At 34.3% G+C, this 21,764-nt stretch carries 20 protein-coding genes; 3 read left to right on the forward strand and 17 right to left on the reverse strand.

All coding sequences use genetic code 11. From position 1 onward, the window contains the following. Positions 1-70 precede the first annotated feature (70 nt). Complete coding sequence (locus OGZ34_RS15330; protein ID WP_263360771.1) at positions 71-1,726, reverse strand: M1 family metallopeptidase; 1,656 nt, start codon at positions 1,724-1,726, stop codon at positions 71-73. Between the two features lie 179 nt (positions 1,727-1,905). Here OGZ34_RS15330 and OGZ34_RS15335 point away from each other — a divergent pair, with 179 nt between their 5' ends. Beyond that, positions 1,906-2,604 carry a carbohydrate-binding family 9-like protein gene (locus tag OGZ34_RS15335; protein WP_263360772.1) on the forward strand — a complete coding sequence of 233 codons (699 nt, stop codon included), beginning with the start codon at positions 1,906-1,908 and terminating at the stop codon, positions 2,602-2,604. 182 nt (positions 2,605-2,786) lie between these two features. On the opposite strand, the gene OGZ34_RS15340 is transcribed toward OGZ34_RS15335, so the two are convergent. From OGZ34_RS15340 to OGZ34_RS15395, 12 genes are all read right to left on the reverse strand, one after another. Beyond that, positions 2,787-3,386, reverse strand: coding sequence for a hypothetical protein (locus OGZ34_RS15340; RefSeq protein WP_263360773.1), 600 nt, complete (start codon positions 3,384-3,386; stop codon positions 2,787-2,789). A gap of 127 nt (positions 3,387-3,513) precedes the next feature. Next, complete coding sequence (gene hisIE / locus OGZ34_RS15345) at positions 3,514-4,110, reverse strand: bifunctional phosphoribosyl-AMP cyclohydrolase/phosphoribosyl-ATP diphosphatase HisIE (protein ID WP_263360774.1); 597 nt, start codon at positions 4,108-4,110, stop codon at positions 3,514-3,516. A 138-nt stretch (positions 4,111-4,248) separates the two neighbouring features. Then, a complete protein-coding gene (hisF, locus tag OGZ34_RS15350) occupies positions 4,249-5,004 on the reverse strand; it encodes an imidazole glycerol phosphate synthase subunit HisF (RefSeq protein WP_263360775.1) in 756 nt (251 codons plus the stop codon). A gap of 78 nt (positions 5,005-5,082) precedes the next feature. After that, positions 5,083-5,388 (reverse strand): NIPSNAP family protein, encoded by a 306-nt coding sequence (locus OGZ34_RS15355; RefSeq protein ID WP_017497486.1) that lies wholly within the window; start codon positions 5,386-5,388, stop codon positions 5,083-5,085. A 6-nt stretch (positions 5,389-5,394) separates the two neighbouring features. Further along, positions 5,395-6,120 (reverse strand): 1-(5-phosphoribosyl)-5-[(5-phosphoribosylamino)methylideneamino]imidazole-4-carboxamide isomerase, encoded by a 726-nt coding sequence (gene hisA / locus OGZ34_RS15360; protein WP_263360776.1) that lies wholly within the window; start codon positions 6,118-6,120, stop codon positions 5,395-5,397. Positions 6,121-6,195: 75 nt separating this feature from the next. After that, positions 6,196-6,783 (reverse strand): imidazole glycerol phosphate synthase subunit HisH, encoded by a 588-nt coding sequence (gene hisH / locus OGZ34_RS15365; RefSeq protein ID WP_263360777.1) that lies wholly within the window; start codon positions 6,781-6,783, stop codon positions 6,196-6,198. A 68-nt stretch (positions 6,784-6,851) separates the two neighbouring features. After that, positions 6,852-7,988, reverse strand: a complete 1,137-nt coding sequence (gene hisB / locus OGZ34_RS15370) for a bifunctional histidinol-phosphatase/imidazoleglycerol-phosphate dehydratase HisB (RefSeq protein WP_263360778.1) — start codon at positions 7,986-7,988, stop codon at positions 6,852-6,854. Positions 7,989-8,160: 172 nt separating this feature from the next. Next, positions 8,161-9,207, reverse strand: a complete 1,047-nt coding sequence (hisC, locus tag OGZ34_RS15375; protein WP_263360779.1) for a histidinol-phosphate transaminase — start codon at positions 9,205-9,207, stop codon at positions 8,161-8,163. 164 nt (positions 9,208-9,371) lie between these two features. After that, on the reverse strand, positions 9,372-10,664 hold the full coding sequence (hisD, locus tag OGZ34_RS15380) for a histidinol dehydrogenase (RefSeq protein ID WP_263360780.1): 1,293 nt from the start codon (positions 10,662-10,664) through the stop codon (positions 9,372-9,374). A gap of 109 nt (positions 10,665-10,773) precedes the next feature. Further along, complete coding sequence (gene hisG, locus OGZ34_RS15385; protein WP_173967742.1) at positions 10,774-11,631, reverse strand: ATP phosphoribosyltransferase; 858 nt, start codon at positions 11,629-11,631, stop codon at positions 10,774-10,776. 310 nt (positions 11,632-11,941) lie between these two features. Then, complete coding sequence (locus OGZ34_RS15390; protein ID WP_263360781.1) at positions 11,942-13,342, reverse strand: sensor histidine kinase; 1,401 nt, start codon at positions 13,340-13,342, stop codon at positions 11,942-11,944. Next, on the reverse strand, positions 13,343-14,008 hold the full coding sequence (locus tag OGZ34_RS15395; RefSeq protein ID WP_263360782.1) for a response regulator transcription factor: 666 nt from the start codon (positions 14,006-14,008) through the stop codon (positions 13,343-13,345). 337 nt (positions 14,009-14,345) lie between these two features. Between OGZ34_RS15395 and OGZ34_RS15400 the strand changes: the two genes are divergently transcribed. Continuing rightward, positions 14,346-16,436, forward strand: coding sequence for an LTA synthase family protein (locus tag OGZ34_RS15400; RefSeq protein ID WP_263360783.1), 2,091 nt, complete (start codon positions 14,346-14,348; stop codon positions 16,434-16,436). Between the two features lie 312 nt (positions 16,437-16,748). Here the strand turns inward: OGZ34_RS15400 and OGZ34_RS15405 are convergent, their stop codons facing one another. Beyond that, positions 16,749-17,747, reverse strand: a complete 999-nt coding sequence (locus OGZ34_RS15405) for a zinc dependent phospholipase C family protein (protein ID WP_263360784.1) — start codon at positions 17,745-17,747, stop codon at positions 16,749-16,751. Positions 17,748-17,917: 170 nt separating this feature from the next. Here OGZ34_RS15405 and OGZ34_RS15410 point away from each other — a divergent pair, with 170 nt between their 5' ends. After that, on the forward strand, positions 17,918-18,871 hold the full coding sequence (locus OGZ34_RS15410; protein WP_263360785.1) for a hypothetical protein: 954 nt from the start codon (positions 17,918-17,920) through the stop codon (positions 18,869-18,871). A 10-nt stretch (positions 18,872-18,881) separates the two neighbouring features. On the opposite strand, the gene OGZ34_RS15415 is transcribed toward OGZ34_RS15410, so the two are convergent. The 3 genes from OGZ34_RS15415 to OGZ34_RS15425 all read right to left on the reverse strand — a co-directional run bounded on the left by OGZ34_RS15415 (position 18,882) and on the right by OGZ34_RS15425 (position 21,706). Then, the gene (locus OGZ34_RS15415) at positions 18,882-19,847 is read right to left on the reverse strand and encodes a YeiH family protein (RefSeq protein ID WP_263360786.1); all 966 of its coding nucleotides are present in this window, start codon (positions 19,845-19,847) and stop codon (positions 18,882-18,884) included. A 74-nt stretch (positions 19,848-19,921) separates the two neighbouring features. After that, positions 19,922-20,818, reverse strand: a complete 897-nt coding sequence (locus OGZ34_RS15420) for a LysR family transcriptional regulator (protein WP_263360787.1) — start codon at positions 20,816-20,818, stop codon at positions 19,922-19,924. A gap of 27 nt (positions 20,819-20,845) precedes the next feature. Continuing rightward, positions 20,846-21,706 (reverse strand): hypothetical protein, encoded by an 861-nt coding sequence (locus OGZ34_RS15425; RefSeq protein ID WP_263360788.1) that lies wholly within the window; start codon positions 21,704-21,706, stop codon positions 20,846-20,848. Positions 21,707-21,764 lie beyond the last annotated feature (58 nt).

Consider the following 21,764-nt stretch of genomic DNA (forward strand, 5'->3'; position numbering starts at 1 on the left):
ATGACACAAAAAAATCCCAAATTCCAATCTAAAGGAATTTGGGATTTTTCTATTGAACTTTATCAACTTTTTATTCGATTATATTCGAAGTTTTTACATAGAAATCTTTATCTACTTCTATTTTTCTATCTTCATTAGTGGTCTTTTCAGACTGCCATTCGGTTGTTGGTTTTAGCCACGTTTCAACTCCGTTTAATTTTACTCGAACCGGCATATCAAACTTTGCAACACAATTTGTCCAATGATATCCAAAAGTTCCATTTTTAAACATGTATTCAAAAACCGGAATTTGAGTAGTTGTTAAATATTGAGCAAAAACTCTATTGAAATTGATTCCTGATTGCTCATTAATATAATCCTGGATTTGTTTTCCGGTAACTGTTTGATGATAAAAAGTTTTATTTAACCCTCTCAAAATTGATTTCCACTTCGCATCATCGTTTATAATCTGACGAATCATGTGCAGCATATTTGCTCCTTTTGGATACATATCGCCTGAGCCTTCATTGTTTACATCATAATGACCAATTATTGGTTTGTCATTGCTAATGCCTTTTCTGCATCCGATTATATATTCTGCTGCAGCATCTTTTCCATAGTAATACTCCAGAAACAGACTTTCTGAATAGTTAGTAAAGCTCTCGTGAACCCACATATCGGCAATGTCCTTGTAGGTAATGTTGTTTGCAAACCATTCATGACCAGATTCATGAATAATGATAAAATCAAATTTTAATCCCCAGCCTGTTCCGCTTAAATCACGACCCAAATAACCATTTTTATAGCCATTTCCATAAGTTACACTGCTTTGATGCTCCATTCCTAAATAAGGCACTTCGACCAGCTTGTAACTGTCTTCGTAAAAAGGATAAGGTCCAAACCAATTTTCAAATGCTTTAAGCATTCTTGGTACATCTTTGAATTGTTCTTTTGCCAAAGCCAGGTTGTCTCTTAAGACATAGTAATTGCAGTCTAAATCTCCTTTTTCACCTTTGTATACCTCTGAGAAATTAACGTAATCTCCAATATTAATGTTTACTCCGTAGTTATTGATTGGGTTTGAAACGTACCAGTTGAAGGTTTTTGTACCGTCTTTCTCTTTTTTAACACTTTTTAATCTTCCGTTCGAAACATCTGTAAGATCTCCCGGAACATTCACGCTGATTAACATGTTTTCGACTTCATCATACATGTGATCTTTGTTTGGCCACCAGACGCTGGCACCCAATCCCTGACAGGATGAAGCAATAAAATCTTTACCATTTTTATCTTTTTTCCAGCTGATTCCTCCATCCCATGGAGCCTTAACAGCTTCTCTCGGTTTTCCTCCAAAAGAAACTACTATTTCTTTTGTATCCCCTACTTTTTGGTTTTCAAGAAAAGTGATAAAAAAAGCATTTCCGTCTCTTTTAAACTTTAACTCCTTTCCGTTCTGCGTTACTTTAGATATCTGCATTGGTTCCTGCAAATCAATCTGCATGGTATTGTAGTCGGTTAAAACGGTATAGCGAATTGTATTTGAACCTGAAATAGTTCGTTCTTTTGGGGTAACTTTTACATCCAGATGATAGTATTTTAAATCCCACCAGGCTCTTTCTTTTGTGATACTTCCGCGTAAAGTGTCCTGATGTGTAAAAACAGTTTCAGACTTATTCAAAAGTCCTTGTCCATTAGCTGTAAAACCAAATAAAAAGGCGATAAAAACGCCACCAAAGTATTTTTTCATACGTAGTAGATATTTTCTTTTTGTCGAAATAAAAAGGCTTTTTAAGCCGCTTATTTTTGAACAAATGTAAACATTCGAATCAAGTTTTAGCGGGTTTTATATCGGCGATTGAGAGAATTTAATGTTAAAATTAGTTTATTCTTCTGTATTTTAGCGAATCAAATTTAGATCTGCTATTTATGAGAATCATTAAAATCACTGTGTTACTATGTTTGATGTGCTCGATCACAACTTATTCGCAAAATATTCCTGTTCATAAAACAACTGAAAAAGTAGCTATCGATGGCAATTTATCCGAGTGGAAAACTCCCTTTTTTGGACCGTTTGTAGTTCATGATTCAGGGAAAAAAGCAGCACAGGACACCTATGTTTCTTTTTCATGGAATAATGAAAACCTATATATAGCCTATCGTTCTACAGATTCTAAAATAGTTGGTAAAGCACAACAAAAAGATAGTGAGATTTTTAGCACAGACGATTTAGTCGAAATCTTTATAGATCCTGATGGCGATGGTCAGAATTACTTGGAAATTGGGGTTAATGCTTACTCATCTTACTACGATTTACTGCTTAACTGTATCTCTCCACTTTGTGGTGGCTGGAACATGAATATAGCATTTGATGTTTTGGGAATAGAAGCACAAAGTAAAATAACTCCTGAAGGTTTTAATACTGAAATTAAGATTCCATTCTCCAGTTTGAACAGCATCAAAAATGGTAATTTTTCAACTCCAAAAGCAGGTACAAAATGGAAAGGAAATGTTTTTAGAATTGATTATGGTAATACAACGGAATACCTTGCTTTACAGTCTTATAAAAGTCTAAAATTTGGTTTCCACCAACCACAGGAATTTGTCGTTTTTGAGTTTGTGGAGTGACGTTGAGATGGCACGCGGATGACACGGATTCGCTTGCGCGAAAGCACTGATTTATACGGATTTTTTTTTCTTTTTGTTAACTGTGTTTTTTGTCAGACTCACCGAAGTCGAGGCTCAGAAAAGTGATTTAGTAAACTAAATTTTAGATTTACATAATAGTTTTTTTTTTAATCTTTAATTAATTAAAACTGTTGTATTAAATTAAATTTAACTTCAGAATAAGGAACATCATTCGCAACTAAAAATTTAAAAACCTTATTATCTTCTTTCATTTTATAGATTTGAAATATAGACTTATTAGACTCTATATGAATATCTTGTGGAAACCTATCATTTAAATCTCCATAAACTTTATAGGTTTGTAAAAACATTGTTATTCCTTCTTTTAAAACTGTAGGATTAGTAAACTCTTTTGGAAGAAATGTATTTATAAAAGAATCATTATCTACATATATTTCTCCAGTGCTATCATTAATTGGGTTAAAATTACCATTAGGCGATTTTTCTAAAAACAAAATTAATCTCTGACCAGTTTTTAGCTCTTTAATTCTTGGATCACAAATCCATTCCTTCCAGATCGAAACCTTGATTTTTAACGCTGATTTCCCTTTTACAAATTGGCTTATTGTAAATTCGTACTCATTCTTTGAAACTTTAGAAATTGTTCCATCAACTATTAAATCTGCCTTTGCAATAACAATTGAATATGGCAATTCATGTTTCTTAAAAGCGTAATTAAAACAAGTATTAAACAACATCAACAAACAGATATACAATTTCATAAAAGAATATTTAGAGAAATTAAATTTACTTTTTTTTCAAATGTTACAGACAAAAAAATGCATTATGTTTAAGACTATAATAGTTATAAATCACAATGCAATTTTATTTTCTTTCCTTTAACCTAAACTACTTCTGACGTTTCTTCAAAACATTCACTACATCTTTTAGTTCAAAACCTTTTGCCTGTAATAAAATCAGATAATGAAAGAGTAAATCAGCGCTTTCGCTTAAGAACAAATCATCGTTATCATCTTTGGCTTCAATGACTACCTCTACGGCCTCTTCTCCTACTTTTTGGGCTATTTTATTGATGCCTTTTTCGAACAAAGAAGCTACATAACTTTTTTCGGAATCGGCATTTGCTCTTCGCGCTTTAATAGTGTTTTCTAGTTGAGAAATGAAACCAAAATTTTCTTTGTTTTCTTCCTGCCAACAGGTGTCAGCACCTGTATGACATGTTGGTCCAACAGGTTTTGCCTGAATAAGGAGGGTGTCGCCATCACAGTCGTTTTTAATGCTCACAAGCTCGAGAAAGTTACCACTCTCCTCGCCTTTTGTCCACAATCTTTGCTTGGATCGGCTGAAAAATGTTACTTTTTGTGTTTCTATTGTTTCTTGAAGTGATTCTTCGTTCATATACCCCAGCATCAGAACATTCTTGGTTTCTGCATCCTGAATGATTGCCGGAATTAATCCGTGTGCGCTTTTTATATCTACATTCATATGTTATTCTTGATTTTAGAGTTCAGGTTTTAGATTGCTGAATTCTTTTTGTTTTTTAATTATATCATACTCTTTATTATTCTAGACTTTAGATTGCAAGAATCTTTTTTCTTTCTTCTTTTCTCTATTTTCTACTCTCTAAACCCTAACTTCAATCCCATTATTCCTAAGTTCTTCTTTCAAAGTCTTAATCTCAATCTCTTTAAAGTGAAAAACACTCGCTGCCAGTGCTGCATCAGCTTTGCCTATTTTAAATGAATCGACAAAATGCTGAATATTTCCTGCGCCACCCGAAGCAATTATCGGAATATTGATAAGTTCTGAAAGTTTGGCAAGAGCTTCATTTGCAAAACCATTTTTTGTACCGTCATTGTCCATCGAAGTGAATAATATTTCACCTGCACCACGTTCTGCCACTTCAATTGCCCAATCGAATAAGTTCAGTTCGGTTGGTACTTTCCCGCCTACCAGATGAACGATCCATTGCCCGCTAATTTGTTTGGCATCGATAGCGACTACAACGCACTGACTCCCGAACTTTTGAGCCAAATCATTAATGAGTTGCGGATTTTTAACTGCCGATGAATTGATCGAAACTTTATCAGCACCGTTATTCAGCAGTATTTCAACATCTTCGATACTTGAAATTCCGCCACCTACGGTAAATGGAATGTTGATTTTCTCTGCGACACTTCGTACCATATTAACCAACGTTTTACGACGTTCTTCGGTAGCCGAAATATCTAGAAAAACCAATTCATCCGCACCTTCCGCCGAATAAATTTCTGCCAGTTCAACGGGATCACCTGCATCGCGAAGATCAACGAAGTTCACTCCTTTTACCGTTCTTCCGTTTTTTATATCCAAACAGGGTATGATTCTTTTTGCTAACATTTATTTAATGTGTTAATTAGGTAATTAGATTACTCTCTAGTTATCTCATTGATCAATTATAAGATTCTCTAATTTTATCTATTCGAATACCGGACGAAGAAAAGTTCTCTCGTAACTTAGTATACAGCGGGAATCTTCCGCAATTTTAAAAGTTTCAATACATTCCTGATCTTCCAAAATTAATCTTCGATAATTTTCATATTCAGCTAAACTGGGGAAGGAAAACATTGCAAACGCAATATTATTAGCTCCTTCAGAAGGCATGAAATAACCATGATGCTGACCGCCAAATCGGTTTACTAGTTTAATCCATCTTTTCCCATAATCTTCGAAAACAGCCAGTTGGAAGGGGTCTATTGTGTATTTTAAATGACAAGTAACCATATGTTTTTATTTTCTAATTATATAATTTTCTAATTGTTTCAGGGTAATGCGTCCTTCGTAAATTGCCTTCCCAATAATAGTTCCTTCGCAGCCAAGTTCGGCTAGTTTGGGCAATTCATCGAACGTTGAAATCCCGCCTGATGCGATTAATTTTACGTCGTTGGCTTCGCTTAGTATTTTTTGATACAAATCAAAACTTGGACCTTGAAGCATTCCATCTTTTGCAATATCTGTACAAATAACGTATTGAATTCCTTTGTTTTGATACTCCTGAATGAACGGAATCAAATCTTCGTCTGAATTTTCTAACCAGCCCGAAACGGCTATTTTTTCGTCTTTAGCGTCAGCGCCTAGTATAATTTTCCCGGAACCATATTGAAAGATCCATTTTTGGAATATTTCTTTATTTTTTACAGCAATACTTCCGCCTGTAATTTGGTTTGCCCCACTTTCAAAAGCAATTCTTAAATCCTCATCTGATTTTAAACCACCACCGAAATCAATTTGAAGACTGGTTTGCGTCGCAATTTGCTCCAGGATTTTATAGTTTATAATTTTACTTGATTTTGCTCCGTCCAAGTCAACTAAATGCAAATATTCAATTCCATGTGCTTCAAAGGTTTTCGCCACTTCCAGTGGATTTTCATTATAAATTATTTTGGTACTGTAATCGCCCTTCGACAAGCGAACACATTTTCCGTCAATGATATCTATGGCAGGTATTATTCTCATTTTTTTTTATTTAAAGATTTAAAAATTAAATAATTTAAAGAGTTTCTGGGGTTAACCATTCAATCTTTAAATTTTTTAATCATTCAATTTTAGAAAGTTTTCAAGGATTTTCTCCCCAACATCACCACTCTTTTCAGGGTGAAATTGCGTTCCATAAAAATTATCTTTTTGTAATGCCGATGCGTAGTCTACATCATAGTTTGTTGTTGCGATCATATATTTGCAATTTGGCGCATAGAAGCTGTGTACCAGGTACATAAATTCATTTTCAGCAATGTCTTTAAACAGATCAGATTTTAGATTATAAATCTGATTCCACCCCATTTGTGGCACTTTTACTTTTGAAGTAAATTTAATAACGTCGACATCAAAAATCCCTAAACCTTTAGTGCTTCCTTCTTCAGTCGATTTGCACATTAATTGCATGCCCAGGCAAATGCCTAAAACGGGTTGTTTCAAATTTGGAATCAAATGATCCAGTCCGCTTTCTCGAAGTTTTGCCATCGCTGAACTTGCTTCTCCCACTCCCGGGAAGATTACTCTGTCGGCCTTTTGGATTTCATCGGCATTATTGCTTAAAACGGCTTTATAACCAAGCCTTTCAATTGCAAACATTATACTCTGAATATTTCCCGCTCCGTAATTTATGATTACTATTTTCATTAAAAAAGCTTTATGCTTTAAGCGCTAAGCTTTAGACCTATTGCCTATTGCTTATAGCTTATTGCGTTTTACAACATTCCTTTAGTTGAAGGAAGAATCATTTTTTCTGTATCTCTTTTTACTGCTACTTTTATTGCTTTTGCAAAAGCTTTAAAGATGGCTTCGATTTTGTGGTGCTCGTTTGTTCCTTCAGCTTTGATGTTTATGTTTGCTTTTGCACCATCTGAGAATGATTTAAAGAAGTGAAAAAACATTTCTGTTGGCATTTTACCGACCATTTCGCGTTTGAATTCGGTTTCCCAAACCAGCCAGTTTCTTCCGCCAAAGTCGATTGCGACCTGTGCCAGACAATCATCCATAGGCAAACAAAAGCCATAACGTTCGATTCCTAGTTTATTTCCTAGTGCTTTGGCGAAAACTTCTCCCAAAGCAATTGCTGTATCTTCAATGGTGTGGTGTTCATCAACCTCCAAGTCGCCTTTTACCAGGATTTCCAGGTCCATTTGTCCGTGGCGAGAAATTTGATCTAACATGTGATCAAAGAAAGCAATTCCAGTTTCGATTTTGCTTTTTCCGGTACCGTCCAGATTTAAGTTAATAAATATATCCGTTTCATTGGTTTTGCGTGTAATTGAAGTAGAACGTGCTTCCAGTTTTAAAAACTCATAGATCGTTTTCCAGCTCATGGTCTGAAGAATGATCGTTTCATCTAACTCTTCGCGTTTAGATGAGATTTCATTACTTCCTATTCCATCATCATCATTGATAAATATTGCTTTTGCTCCCAGATTTTTGGCTAGTTCAACATCCGTCAAACGATCTCCCAAAACAAAAGAATTTGCCAGATCATATTCCGGATTATTAATGTATTTTGTCAACATTCCAGTTCTAGGTTTACGAGTTGGTGCATTATCTTCCGGAAACGACTTGTCTATAAAAATTTCGTCGAACAAAACACCTTCATTTTCAAAGGCTTTTAAAATAAAATTTTGTGTTAGCCAAAAGGTATCTTCAGGAAAACTATCTGTTCCTAGTCCGTCCTGATTCGTAACCATAGCCAATTCATAATCTAATTCATTGGCAATTTTAGCCAGATACTGAAACGCTTTTGGATAAAATTCTACTTTCTCCAAAGCATCTAACTGGTAATTTTCAGGTTCTAAAACAATCGTTCCGTCACGATCGATAAAAAGTACTTTTTTCATATTTTATATTTTTGTGACCTCTGTTGTCACTTTTACATTTCCTAATCTCTCCAGTTTATCATTTCGACGAAGGAGAAATCTCCGTTTTACTAAGCAAGCTTTGTGGAGTTTCTTGCGAAGATTTCTCCTTCGTCGAAATGACAAGATTGAGAATCAATTTGTGCGTAAGTATCTATTTCAACGAATTTATTTCCTTTATCAAAACAGCGTTTTCTTCTTTTGTTCCAATAGTCAAACGCAGGCAATTTTCGCATAAAGGCTGGCTGCTTCTGTTTCGAATCACGATTCCTTTCTCAATCAGTTGTTTGTATCTTTTATTAGCGTCATCTACTTTTATCAACACAAAGTTAGCTTCGGTCGGATATACTTTTTCAATAAAATTCACTTGAAGTAAAACTTTAATTAATTCTTCTCTTTGCTCAATAATTGAATATATTTCCTGTTTTATTTTATCAGAATCGTTCAATCGGCTTATTGCTCTTTGTTGTGTTAGTTCGTTTACATTATACGGAGGTTTTATTTTGTTCAACACTGAAATTACAGCTTCAGATCCATAACAAATTCCCAAACGAATTCCGGCCAATCCATACGCTTTTGAAAGAGTTTGTGTAATGATTAAGTTTGGATACTCGTCGATCTCAATTAGCCAGCTTTCTTTTTTCGAGAAATCAATATAAGCTTCATCAATCACTATTAGTCCATCAAAATTTTGAAGCAATTTCACAACACTTTCGTCTGAAAAAGAGTTTCCTGTTGGGTTGTTTGGAGAGCATAAAAAGATAATTTTTGTTTGCTCATCGACGGCATCTAAAATTTGATCTACTTGTGGCTGAAAATCGCTTGAAAGCAATACCTCTCTGTTTTCAATTGCATTAATATTTGCCAAAACGCTGTACATTCCGTATGTCGGAGGTAATGAGATAATATTGTCGATTTTCGGTTCGCAGAAAGCTCTGAATAGTAAATCCAGGACTTCATCGCTCCCGTTTCCTAATAAAATCTGATTTGATTTCACTTTGTTATTCTTTGCCAGTAGTGCTTTAACCGAATTCTGCTGTGGATCCGGATAACGATTCACTCCATTCTGAAATGGATTTTCATTGGCATCCAGAAAAATCATTTCGGCAGTATCAAAATCTTCAAACTCATCACGCGCTGATGAATAGGGTTTCAAAGATTTTACGTTTTCTCTTGTTATTGTGTTTATGTCGAATTTCATTTCTTTTCTTTTTAGAGAATAGAGTCAAGAACAAAGAGAGTAGACTTCTTGTCTGGTTTGTAATTTTAGTATTCTTACTTCTATTCTCTTTGTTCTATTCTCTTTGTTCTATTCTCTTGGTTCTATTCTCTTGGTTCTATTCTCTTGGTTCTATTCTCTTGGTTCTATTCTCTTCCCTCCAAACTCTTTAATCTCAATGTCACTGCATTCTTATGTGCTTGTAATCCCTCGGCTTCAGCCATAATTTCGATCGCTCTGCCAATGTTTTGAATTCCTTTTTCAGAAATTTTCTGAAAGGTCATTGCTTTCATGAAACTATCCAGATTTACTCCGCTATAATTTTTAGCATAGCCATTTGTTGGTAACGTATGATTGGTTCCGGAAGCGTAATCTCCGGCACTTTCAGGAGTATAATTCCCAATAAAAACAGAACCTGCATTTACAATTCCGTTGCAATAGAAATCATCGTATTCTGAACAGATTATAAAGTGTTCTGGCCCGTATTCGTTGATTAGATCCAAAGCAATCTGATCGTTTTCTACATAAATTAGTTTTGAATTTTCAATGGCTTTTTTGGCAATCGCTTTTCGCGGAAGTTCTTCAATCTGAATTTGTACTTCCTTTTCAACCGCTTCAATTAGTTTTTTAGAAGTCGAAACTAGAATTACCTGACTGTCAGTTCCGTGCTCTGCTTGTGATAGTAAATCTGAAGCTACAAAGGCAGGAACGGCGGTATCATCGGCAACTATAAGTAATTCTGAAGGTCCTGCCGGCATATCGATTGCAACTCCAAACTGAGTAGCGAGTTGTTTTGCCACGGTTACAAATTGATTTCCGGGTCCAAAGATTTTATATACTTTCGGAATTGATTTTGTTCCGAATGTCATTCCGGCAATGGCCTGGATTCCGCCAACTTTCAATATTTTGGTTACGCCGCATAAATTAGCTGCGTATAAAATAGCGGGATTTATTTTCCCTGATTTGTCTGGTGGAGAACATAGTACAATTTCTTTGCAGCCTGCAATTTCAGCCGGAACTGCCAACATTAAAACGGTTGAAAATAAAGGAGCTGTTCCGCCCGGAATGTATAAGCCAATTTTCTGAATAGGTCTTTTCTCCTGCCAACAGTTTACTCCTTCTGTGGTCTCGATTAGAATTTTCTCTGTTTTTTGAGCGGTATGAAACTTATAAATATTTTCTTTTGCTAATTGAACAGCTAATTTTAATTCATTAGATACCGAATTAACGGCTTCCTCAATTTCTTCCGGTGAAACTTCGTAGTTATCTAAAGCAATTCCGTCAAAAATTGAAGTGTATTTTGCTACGGCTTCGTCCCCTTTTTTCTGTACTTCTTTAAAGATTTCTTTAACTGTAACTTCGATATCATCGATCGTTTTAGTTGGTCTTTTTAGTATTTCTGACCAGGTGTCTGGTTTTGGATTGTTTATTTTATTCATTTTTTTTAATGCTTTAGGCTTTAAGCTTTAGGCTATAAGCAGTTTTGTTTTTTTCTTTAATCTGTCAGTATATAGCTTAAAGCTTATTGCTTACAGCGCACGACTTACATTAAAGAACCATTTTTTCGATTGGGCAAACTAAAATTCCTTCGGCTCCGGCATCTTTTAATTTGTCAATTACATCCCAAAAGGTGTCTTTGTCAATTACCGAATGAACACTACTCCATCCTTCCTGAGCCAATGGCAGGACGGTAAGGCTTCGAAGAACAGGCAGGATTTTTCCAATTTCTTCAATTTTTTCGTTTGGAACGTTCATCAGTATATATTTTGAATTACGTGCTCTTAGAACGGACTGGATTCTAAATTTTAAGGTGTCAATGTGTTTTTGAATCTCTGGAGATACTTTTGGGGAAACTGCTAAAACCGCTTCACTTTTCAGAATTACTTCGACCTCTTTCAGGTTGTTTTTGAATAAAGTGCTTCCACTGGATACGATATCTACAATGGCATCGGCTAGTCCTATATTGGGAGCAATTTCGACAGAACCTGAAATCTGGTGAATATCAACTGTTAATCCAAAAGAGTTAAAATACTCATTAACGGTATTGGGATAAGAGGTCGCTACACGCAAACCAGCCAAATCTTTTATGGAGTTATATTCAAAGGCTTTAGGGACAGCTACAGATACTTTGCATTTAGAGAATCCGAGTTTTTGAATGACTTCGATGTGCTTGGCTTTTTCAACTAGCAAATTATCACCAACTATAGCCAAATCTACAACTCCATCAATCAGATATTGTGGAATGTCTGAATTTCTAAGGTATAAAACTTCTAAGGGAAAATTTGAAGCTTCGGCTTTTAACTGATCATTGCCATTGTTGATCGAAATACCACAATCTTTAAGGATTTGAATGCTGTCTTCGTTTAATCTACCTGATTTTTGAATTGCAATTTTTAATGTACTCATTTTTTAGTTTTTTTGTTAAATTAATAGTCTGAGTACAAAGAAGTGGTATAAAAAAACCCGTTTGATGTACTCAAACGGGTTTTAAAATATGATGATTTACACGCATACCATTAACACATCGCCTGAGAGCAATAATGAAAATGATGATGATGTAATTGAATAGAAATCATGAGTTGTTTTGTTTTTTAATTCTTTGATTCGGTTGCAAATATAATAGTTATTTTCATAAAAAAGCAATTTTTAATTTAACTTAACGATAGTTTATTGTTAAATAAATGTTCAGGCCTTGATTTTATTAGTTTTTCAAAATTTACGATAACGTTTTCTTATTTTGATTGAAATACAAAATAACAGTTGTCCCCACTCCTATTTCGCTTTCAATTTTAAATTTAATATGGAGTAATTCTGTAACCCTTTTTACAATTGAAAGCCCTAATCCGGTTCCTTTAATTTCAGGGTGTTCTGTAGAGTTTGATCTGAAGAACGGACTAAAAATAGCGTCTAAATCCTGTTTTGCTATTCCGATTCCGTTATCCGAAATGCTGCAGACTATTCTTTCATTTTGTTCCGAAAGTAAAATGGTCACTTCTCCTCCACTATGCGAGTATTTGATCGCATTAGAGATAATATTTCGAAGTATGGTAATGACTAAAAAGTTATCCGATTGTATGTAATAATCATGAGCGACATCAAATTTGACTTTAATATTTTGGCTGTTAATTTTCTCTGAGTTTAATCTGAAAACGTCTAAAATAACTGAATTTAAGTATACCGGTTCCGTGCTGATGTCTTTTTTCTGATTTTCAAAACGAGCCATTAATAACAACTGGTCTACAAGCATATTTAAATGGTCAACTTCTTTAATGCAATAGTTAATTTTATCTTCATATTCCTTGTTATCACGAGGTTTACGAATTAAAACCTCAAGTGTTCCTTTTATAACAGTAAGTGGTGTTCTTAGCTCATGAGAGGCGTCAGAGGTAAACTCTTTTTCACGCTCAATTGCATCTTCAATTCGGTTTAAAAGATTGTTTATAGTTTTGGACAGCGTATACAGTTCGTCCTTCGTTTTAGGAAGGGCAATACGTGTTTTTAGATTGTCTTTTGTAATAACCTTCGAAGTATTAATTATGGCGTTTATTGGTTTTATACTTCTTCCTGCAAAGAATCGGGCAATAAAAAACAATAATATTAAAATACCCAGAAAGGAGAGACACATGATGTCGAAGAGATTGTTCAGTACCATTTTAGAGTCGGCCAATGACATGGCTACAATTACATACCCTATTTTTTTGTCTTTAAGGTGAAGCGGAACTTGAATTTGTCTAATGGCATGATCTCCCATTTTAGTGTCAAACAGCTCGAAATCTTCCACAGAATCATTAAATTTGAGTGTTTGTGTTTTTAGATTTGGTGCTTTTTCAATTATTTTTTTGTTGAGATCCAGAAATTCTACAAACACAGGGTTTACATCTACAGTATTGTGCTCTCTTTCGTTCCATTCTTCCTCATCTATTAAAATTATTTTACCCTTAACCTCTTTGATTTCCTGGAGATGGTTTTGAATTTCAACTTTGATTTTTTCATCAATATGACTGTAAACGGTGTGTTTTACGATAGAATATATAACAGAAAAAACGGCCAGGATTAATAGGCCGGTTGTAATGATATAGTTTAATGCAATTCTGTTTTTAAAAGAAAGCTGTGTCATTTATAGATCGTTTGCGATATAGCCAATACCGCGAATTGTTTTAATATAATCTTCTTCAATTTTTAAGTTGAGTTTCTTTCTGATGGCGTTCATGAAAACATCAATTACGCCTGTGTCGTATTCAAAATTAATTTCCCAAACATCTTTTAGAATCTGATTTCGCGTACAGACTTTTCCTTTGTTCTGAATTAAATATTTTAGGAGCTCAAATTCTCTTTGGGTCAGGGCGATTTCTTCATTGTTTTTTAGGACAATATGTTTCAATAAATCAATTTTGATAGTACCCAGAGTCAGGCTTTCCGGGCCTTTTTGATTTCTAAAGTGAACTTTAATGCGTTCCGCCAGTTCTTCAAAGCTAAATGGTTTTTTGATGTAATCGTTGGCTCCGGCCTTTAAGCCTTCAATAGTTTCCTGAACAGTATCTTTTGCTGTGAGGAAAATGATTGGAGTTTTCTGATCCTTAACTCTTATGGCTCTGCACAAATCTAATCCGTTAATTTTAGGCAGCATCCAATCTAATAAAATTAAATCAAACTGCTGGCTGTGTATCAATTCAAAACCTTTAGAGCCATCATTGGCTGTAGTAATTTGATATCCTTCTTCCTGCAGTCCTTGTTGTAAAAACTGAACAATGCCTAACTCATCTTCAACTATTAGAATGTGCATTTTACTGATGTCTTTAAGATTAAACTATGAATTTTTAACCTCAAAGATAAAACTTTTGTAGTCAGAATAGGTTTAATACCATGAGAATAGCGGAAAAAAGTTAGGCTTAAGGAAACTTTAAGTTAACACTAAGTAAGGCAAAAGGATAACTTTATTCTGAATTAAGCTATTGCCATTATTTTTGCCTCAATAAGGAGTAAGATTTCCATATTATGAGTTAAAACATGTCGATTATTAGTTATGAATGAGAAAAAGTGTGTTATTTTTGTTAATTTTATAATCTTGCAAATGATTTACCTTTTAAAATTAATAATTATCTGAATAAAAAAAAGAATAAATGACCCTTTCAAAAAAGTTTTCCCCATTCTACAACCTCGCTCTGTTTTATTTTATTATTAGCTTTCTGTTAAGAATTGTTTTATTCTTTCATCCTATAACACAAAGTTCATTTACTATTATAGAGAGTTTAAAAATCTTTGTCTTAGGACTTGTTTCTGATTTTTTTGTTTTTGTTGTCGCCAGTATTTTTTTATGGTTGTATTTAATTTTTATATCAAACTCTAAATACAACAAACCCTCCGGTTATATTATTTTAGGAGTTTTTGCTGCTTTGTTTGTTTATGTGGCCTCAGGAAAAAGTATTTTTGACGAATACGGCGGTGCATTGCCTCTAATTGTTCTGATTTTTATCGGAATTAAGATGGTACTTTTTTCACTTTTACTGTTTCTTCCTAAACTAAGAGCTAAAATTAGATATTGGTTATTTGCATTTGTGATATTCTTATATGTTTTATTAATTCTGCAAAACGGATTAAGTGAGTATTTCTTTTGGAACGAATTTGGTGTAAAGTATAATTTTATTGCGGTAAATTATTTAATTTATACCAATGAGGTTATTGGTAACATCATGGAGTCCTACCCTGTTATTCCGTTGTTTTCCGCTTTATTTTTAGTAACGGGAATTGTAACTTACTTTATTATTAAAAGATCGAGAAACTATATTGATGCTATTCCAACCATAAGTGAAAAAGTAAAGATTAGTCTTGTGTATCTTAGTTTATTTGCTGTTTCTTTAATAGCGATCCCTACAATAGCAAAATCTGAAAATTCAAAGAATGTGTTTGTCAACGAATTACAGGCAAACGGCATCTACAAGTTCTTCCTGGCATTTCAGAATAGCAAACTGGATTATTTTACATTTTATAAAACATTACCTAATGAGGAGGCTTTTGCAATTCTAAAGCAACAGTTTCCTGCTATTAAGGGACAATCTACTCAAAGAACCATTACCGGTGATTCTCTTGAAATTCATAAAAATGTGGTGCTTATTACTATTGAAAGCTATAGTGCCGATTTCATGAAAATGTATGGAAATGAGCAAAATATCACTCCCTTCTTAGACAGTCTGGCTCAAAAAAGCCTTCTTTTTACGAATTTGTATGCGACAGGGAACAGAACAGTTCGCGGACTGGAAGCTGTGACTTTATGTTTGCCTCCAACTGCAGGTGAAAGTGTGGTGAAAAGGGAAGATAACAAGAATAAATTTTCGACCGGAGCTGTTTTCAAGCAAAAGGGATACAATGTGAAATACTTGTATGGTGGAGATGCTTTCTTTGATAATATGCAGGATTTCTTTTCCGGAAACGCTTATGAGATCGTAGATAAATCTAGTTTTTCTCCAGAAGAAATTACTTTTTCAAATGTCTGGGGTGTTTGCGATGAAGACATGTATAACAAAGCGATAAAGGTGATGAATGCTGAAGTAAAGGCGAATAGACCTTTCTTTAATCATATTATGACGGTAAGCAATCACAGGCCATTTACGTATCCGAATAATAAAATTGATATTCCAGGTGATGCCAAATCACGTGAAGGCGGTGTAAAATATACGGATTATTCGTTAAAAAGGTTCTTTGCAATGGCAAGCAAGCAATCTTGGTACAAAAATACCATTTTTGTAATTGTAGCCGACCACTGTGCCTCAAGCGCAGGAAAAACTGAGCTTCCTTTAGATAAGTATAGAATTCCGGGGTTTATTTATGATCCGAATAGAAAACCTCAAAAATACAATCAGTTGATGTCGCAGATTGATGTTATGCCAACGCTCTTTGGGTTATTAAATTTTAATTACGAAAGTAAGTTTTTTGGTCAGGATGTTTTAAAATCGGATTATAAACCTAGAGCATTTATTGCCACCTATCAGGACATGGGTCTAATTAAAGACAATGTTCTGACGATTTTGTCACCTAAGCAGCAGGTAAAACAATTTAATGTGCAAATTAATCCTAAACCGGGTATTGCTCCTGAATTTCAAATTGATTACAACGAAACGCCGATGAAAACGGAGAGACCTGATCTTGTAAAAGAAACCATTTCTTTTTATCAAACAGCTTCTTTTATGCTTAAAGAGAAGAAGTATCAGCGTTAGTCTCAGTCTCAGTCTCAGTCTCCAGTCTCCAGTCTCAGTCTTCAGTCTCAGTCTTCAGTCTTCAGTCTCAGTATTTAGTCGCAGTCGCAGTATTCAGTTGTCCTCACAGTTGAATGCTGCTTACTATTGCGGTATTGATCGCAGATGAAGTCTAAAATAAAATTAAGTAAGAAATATTACAAAAAAAAACAGCCTCAGATTCATTAGAATTTGAGGCTGTTCTCATTATAATAATTAGCTATAATCTGTAAACTAAACACAGTACAGTGACCGTGACTGCGACTGAGACTGAATACTTATATAGTAAACTATTTAATCATTCTGATTTTTCATTCCAAATAAGTTTCCTTGTTGAAATAATCTGGCGTCATCTTTTAAGGCTTGATTATTTCTTTGTGTCAGCTCAAATGCATCTAAATCACTTAAATCAGGTTTTCCTGCATTTACCCATGCTGTATACCAAAAACTTGCTGTTGCTGCAATGGCTTTTTTCATTTGATTCTCCACCATTCCGTTTAATTCTTTGTGCAGTTTTTTAGCATATTCGTCAGAGAAAACAGCTGTATTGTATTTGCTCTTTAGAACTTTCCCTTCAGCATCCATTTTAAAAGTCTCATTTTCCGGAGTTGCCGTTCTTAGCTTTTTATCTACATCCAGCAAAGGCTGAACTAAACTGTGAGTATCATTAATCATATCCCAAGTTGCTTTGTGAACATCCTCATAGTACTGCGCTTGCGGAACGTTTAGTCTGTAGTTTTTAACAAATAGTTCAGGAAGTCTGCTTTCCCAAAGAGAGTGAATTCCTTTTTGATCGCTCAATTGTCCGTCATGATTTGAAGAAGTATGCAATGGCATGTGTGCATCGCCAACGTAATGACCTAAATCTGCTGCTAAAAACAAGATTTCAGCTCTGTTCTTATCTTTAAAAGCTTTTGTCAATTTTACCATCATCTCTTCGATATACCAAGGCAGGATTCCGTTCTCGTTTAAGAATTTGGCATCGTACTTTTGCTTTGCTGCTTCTAAAGTCTGTGGAAAATCTGCTGGGTTACCAAAACTTTCCATGTCAAAATAGTGTCTTGGATTTTCGTCTTTATAATTTAAGGCATATTTTCTAATGTCTGGTACAGAAGCTTCTTGTGTAATAAAATCTATATGATTATAGAAGAATACCTGAAGCGGGTGTGGTAAAGCCATAACTGCGGCTTTATTAATGCGTTCGTGACCAACCACTCCCCAGGATAATGTCAAAAAACCAATTGCTAATGCGAATAATGCAATTAGTCTTGGTTTCATTTTTAAGTTTTTCATTTTTATTTTTGTTAGAGGTGCAAATTTATTTTATTTATGTACATTTCAAAGTGAATAATCGTAAAGATTGCAAAATTAACTTCATTTATTTTTTTTTGAATCCGAAGTAATTGAAATTCAAATTAAAAGTTTCTTCGTAAATTCGTTACTTTTTATCAAAATCTAAAAATATGCGCCTGATTTCTATAGGAATTCTTTTCCTGCTCTATACTTCCAGCAGTTTTGCACAAGAAGATATTGTCGAATTGAAAAATGTTCAAGATACTATTCTAAACACCAAAAGAACATTACAGGTAGCGGATCCGTTCGATCCGGTTAAAACGATGCAGCAATTGTTTCCGGGTAAAATATACAATCTCTCCGACCATAACACTTTTATAAGCTGGAAATGCAGCAATTGCAAACCTGCCGCCTATATTGATGTCAATGGTGTCGAAGGCGATCAGTTGTTTCCTTATGAAAATGGCGTTGCAACCAGGGTTTTGGGCACTCTTGATTATACAGATTCCAAAGGGAATCAGTTTAAATTGCTTCTTTTTAATCATTCTTTTTACGACGAAGACGGGTTGCAGACAGGAAGATTTTCCGGAGGACTTGTTGGCGTTGCTAAGTTTGCAAAAAACAACAAAACCTGGCAAATGAGGTCTTTTCAACCTGGGATTGCAGCCTTTGGCTCTTTTGCTCAGGCGCCTTCTCCAAAATTGGTAGAAATTGGAGAAGATCAGTACGCTTTTACACTCACCCACGTAAATGGTGGTGCGGGCGGTCCATTTGAAGGGATTCTCTATCTGATAGCCGGATTTGACGGAAAATACCAATCTATTTTAGAATCTTACAATTACAAACTCACCAATGTTGCCAGTGTGGAATGGTCGGGTTCCTATAAGGTGGTAGATGATACGGTTAAAAAACACTTTAGGGATATTATCGTTAAAACAAACGGCTCCTTTAGTAAAGCTGCCCAAGCTAATGATGAATTTGAAGTCATTTTACCCGACGAAATTGTTGCAATGGCCAAAACTAAAAAGAAGTTTAATTTCGAGATCGAAAGACATTATTCGTTTAAAGGAAAACAGTATAAGCTGATTGATAAGCCTGTTGTTAGATTCTCGAATGTGAAATAGCTATTTCTCTTTAGTGGAAAAGTAGTATCGATACAAGCCCCAGAACTGCAATAAATATCCAAAGAAAAATTCCCTGTAACAAAGGCATCACTCCTACTGATTTTAAAGTGATCACATTCAAAGTAGCGCCAATCAAGAATAAAGTAATCGTTAAACCAACTTTAGCGATAGCCACAATATGTGGTGCAACGATAGCGGTTTGTGGCACATAGGTGTTGAAAAGCATTGCCAGAATAAATAAACCTATAAAATACGGAATCTTAATTTTAGATTTTTTGTTCTTGAAAAGCACCGCTGTTAAAAGAGATATTGGGATGATCCATAGCGCTCTGGCAAGTTTTACAGTAGTAGCAATCTGTAAAGCTTCAGCACCGTATTTATTAGCCGCTCCTACTACAGAACTAGTATCATGAATAGCAATAGCACACCACAATCCAAAATCTTTTTGCGACAAATCAAGTTGATGACCTATAAAGGGGAATACAAACAATGCTATCGAATTGAGTATAAAAATAACGCCCAAAGCAATTGAGGTCTGATTTTCATTAGATTTAATTACCGGTGCTATGGCCGCAATGGCACTTCCTCCGCAAATAGCAGTTCCACAAGAGATTAAGTGTGATGTTTTCTTTTCGGTTTTGAACCATTTTCCTAGAAAAGTCCCTAGAATTAAGGTACTGAAAATAGAAAATATGGTAAGTACAAAACCTTCTTTTCCGGCCGATAATGCTGCTGTGGCATTCATTCCGAAACCTAAGCCTACAACTGAAAATTGAAGTAAAAAAGTGATGGCTACAGCATTAAATTTTACAAAAGGATTTCCAAAAACATTTACAAGCACTACACCTAGTAATAAAGCTATTGGAGGTGAAATGATCGAGAATAAACACAATACAATTATAAAAGCAAATAATGCTTGTTGCAGATGTTGATTGATTTCAAATAAATGCGCCGAGGTATGTTGTGTTGTTTTCAAAATAAGTAATTTGATATTTCTTGTACAAAGGTCCGTCGTTTATATCAAAATCACCAATTGTAAAACACGATAGGCTATAATCCTAAGTTATAATAAGAAGAGATGTTTTGAATAAATAGCTCTGACAAGGCATTCGGTTTTCCTAGTAAAGTAATGATGTAAAAATAACGCTCAACCGATAAACCGGCTACGTCAAGAATCATTAATTCATTGTTTTTAAGTTCTTTATCTACTGCATGTATTGACATAAAAGCCAAACAATCGGAATTTAACAAATAAGATTTAATGCTTTCGGTACTTCCTAACTGCATTTCGATTTGTAGATCACTTATTTTTACCCCAACTTGCTTCAGGGAGTATTCTATAACTTCAAGTGTTCCTGATCCACGCTCACGAGTAATAAATTTCATCGATTTTAAATCTTCCAATGAAATTTCATTTTGTTTAATCAACGGATTTTTGGTATTGCACACCAGTACCAGTTCATCTTTTAAAAACGGAGTATATTTAATCGATTGGTTTTTGGATTGTCCTTCGACAATTCCAATTTCGATTTCTTTATTGATTAAGGCATTCTCAATTTGTTCTGTATTTCCGTTGAGCAAATTGACTTTGATGTCTTTCTCCTTTTGATGAAAACGTGCTAGCACCGGTGAAATAATATACTGAGAAATCGTTGTGCTCGCCCCTAGCCTCAATAAACCCTGACGCTCATTAATAAAGGAGCTGATTTCAAAGTCTATTTCGCGATAGATTTCAAAGATGCTTTTGGTGTGTTTCAGCAGGATTTCTCCAGCCGGAGTTAAAGCAATTTTGGAACCGTTACGCTCAAAAAGTTTGGTTTTATAGGTTTCTTCCAGTTCCTGAATATGTTTGGAAACTGCTGGCTGTGAAATATATAATTCAGTTGCCGCTTTAGTAAAGTTAAGGCGCAGTGCAACGGTGTAGAATACTTTTAGCCTGAAATCCATTTATAATGTTTATTAAAAATTATTGATTTAGTAGATTCTATCTACAACTCTATAATTTGAGTATTTAGTATCTCCTGTTGTTAATAATTTATCCAGACAATTTTCTTTAAAAAAGTTCTCTAATTCCTCCTTTTTTAATTTTTTACAATTTTCAATATCGCTATTTTTTACTCCTAAAAATAATCTTCCGATTACGGTAATATCAGAAATGCTGTCAACTCTAATAATTAGATTTCCTTGAGAATCTTCTTTAATTCTAGTCTTTGCAATTGCACTTGCATTATATTCCGGAATATCAAAATCAAAACAAATAGAATTATCAGATTCTGTTAGAACTGGATCTATATTATGTAAATTAAGTTCGTTATAAAGTTTTTCTTTTCTTATGGAAAGCGTATAAACTCTATTAGATTTAATTTTCTTACCAACTTGTTGTCTTGGTTGACTGTCGGCTAGAATTGTAAAAAAACAAAGTATTCCAATTACCGAATTTATAACAAAGTATGATTTTTTATGTAGAGCACTTTCTTTTATAAAGTACTTATAAGAGAAAGGCAAAACAGATAAAGCAATAAGATCAGAAACGTCAACAGTTCTATAGAATGCAAAGTTTGAGATTTGAGAAATAAAATTGATAGAACTACTCGAAATTTCTAATTTCCAAAAAACGAAAAAGAAAGCTGTTGAAACATAAATTTTTAAGGCGTGTTTTGGTAAAAATATTGAAATGAAAAAGGGAAAAATAAAAAGCCCTGCAAAATCACTTAGCTTTCCAGTGATTACATTTGAAAAAGCATATTTTAAATAAAAATCATTCAACAGAACTAGCAAAATTCCCAAAACGAATAATTCCGAAGTTAAAAGCTCGAATTTTATTTTATTCTTCATTGCCAATTATTTTATTTCCGCTTTTTTTATTCAGTTAACAATATTCGACTAATGCCAA

The sequence above is a fragment of the Flavobacterium collinsii genome (genome assembly GCF_946903285.1).
Taxonomy (GTDB): Bacteria; Bacteroidota; Bacteroidia; order Flavobacteriales; family Flavobacteriaceae; genus Flavobacterium; species Flavobacterium collinsii.

Coding starts and splice junctions, on each gene's coding strand:
- OGZ34_RS15330 (WP_263360771.1), bottom strand. CDS start 1,726: ATGAAAAAATACTTTGGTGGCGTTTTTATCGCCTTTTTATTTGGTTTT.
- OGZ34_RS15335 (WP_263360772.1), top strand. CDS start 1,906: ATGAGAATCATTAAAATCACTGTGTTACTATGTTTGATGTGCTCGATC.
- OGZ34_RS15340 (WP_263360773.1), bottom strand. CDS start 3,386: ATGAAATTGTATATCTGTTTGTTGATGTTGTTTAATACTTGTTTTAAT.
- hisIE (WP_263360774.1), bottom strand. CDS start 4,110: ATGAATGTAGATATAAAAAGCGCACACGGATTAATTCCGGCAATCATT.
- hisF (WP_263360775.1), bottom strand. CDS start 5,004: ATGTTAGCAAAAAGAATCATACCCTGTTTGGATATAAAAAACGGAAGA.
- OGZ34_RS15355 (WP_017497486.1), bottom strand. CDS start 5,388: ATGGTTACTTGTCATTTAAAATACACAATAGACCCCTTCCAACTGGCT.
- hisA (WP_263360776.1), bottom strand. CDS start 6,120: ATGAGAATAATACCTGCCATAGATATCATTGACGGAAAATGTGTTCGC.
- hisH (WP_263360777.1), bottom strand. CDS start 6,783: ATGAAAATAGTAATCATAAATTACGGAGCGGGAAATATTCAGAGTATA.
- hisB (WP_263360778.1), bottom strand. CDS start 7,988: ATGAAAAAAGTACTTTTTATCGATCGTGACGGAACGATTGTTTTAGAA.
- hisC (WP_263360779.1), bottom strand. CDS start 9,207: ATGAAATTCGACATAAACACAATAACAAGAGAAAACGTAAAATCTTTG.
- hisD (WP_263360780.1), bottom strand. CDS start 10,664: ATGAATAAAATAAACAATCCAAAACCAGACACCTGGTCAGAAATACTA.
- hisG (WP_173967742.1), bottom strand. CDS start 11,631: ATGAGTACATTAAAAATTGCAATTCAAAAATCAGGTAGATTAAACGAA.
- OGZ34_RS15390 (WP_263360781.1), bottom strand. CDS start 13,342: ATGACACAGCTTTCTTTTAAAAACAGAATTGCATTAAACTATATCATT.
- OGZ34_RS15395 (WP_263360782.1), bottom strand. CDS start 14,008: ATGCACATTCTAATAGTTGAAGATGAGTTAGGCATTGTTCAGTTTTTA.
- OGZ34_RS15400 (WP_263360783.1), top strand. CDS start 14,346: ATGACCCTTTCAAAAAAGTTTTCCCCATTCTACAACCTCGCTCTGTTT.
- OGZ34_RS15405 (WP_263360784.1), bottom strand. CDS start 17,747: ATGAAAAACTTAAAAATGAAACCAAGACTAATTGCATTATTCGCATTA.
- OGZ34_RS15410 (WP_263360785.1), top strand. CDS start 17,918: ATGCGCCTGATTTCTATAGGAATTCTTTTCCTGCTCTATACTTCCAGC.
- OGZ34_RS15420 (WP_263360787.1), bottom strand. CDS start 20,818: ATGGATTTCAGGCTAAAAGTATTCTACACCGTTGCACTGCGCCTTAAC.
- OGZ34_RS15425 (WP_263360788.1), bottom strand. CDS start 21,706: ATGAAGAATAAAATAAAATTCGAGCTTTTAACTTCGGAATTATTCGTT.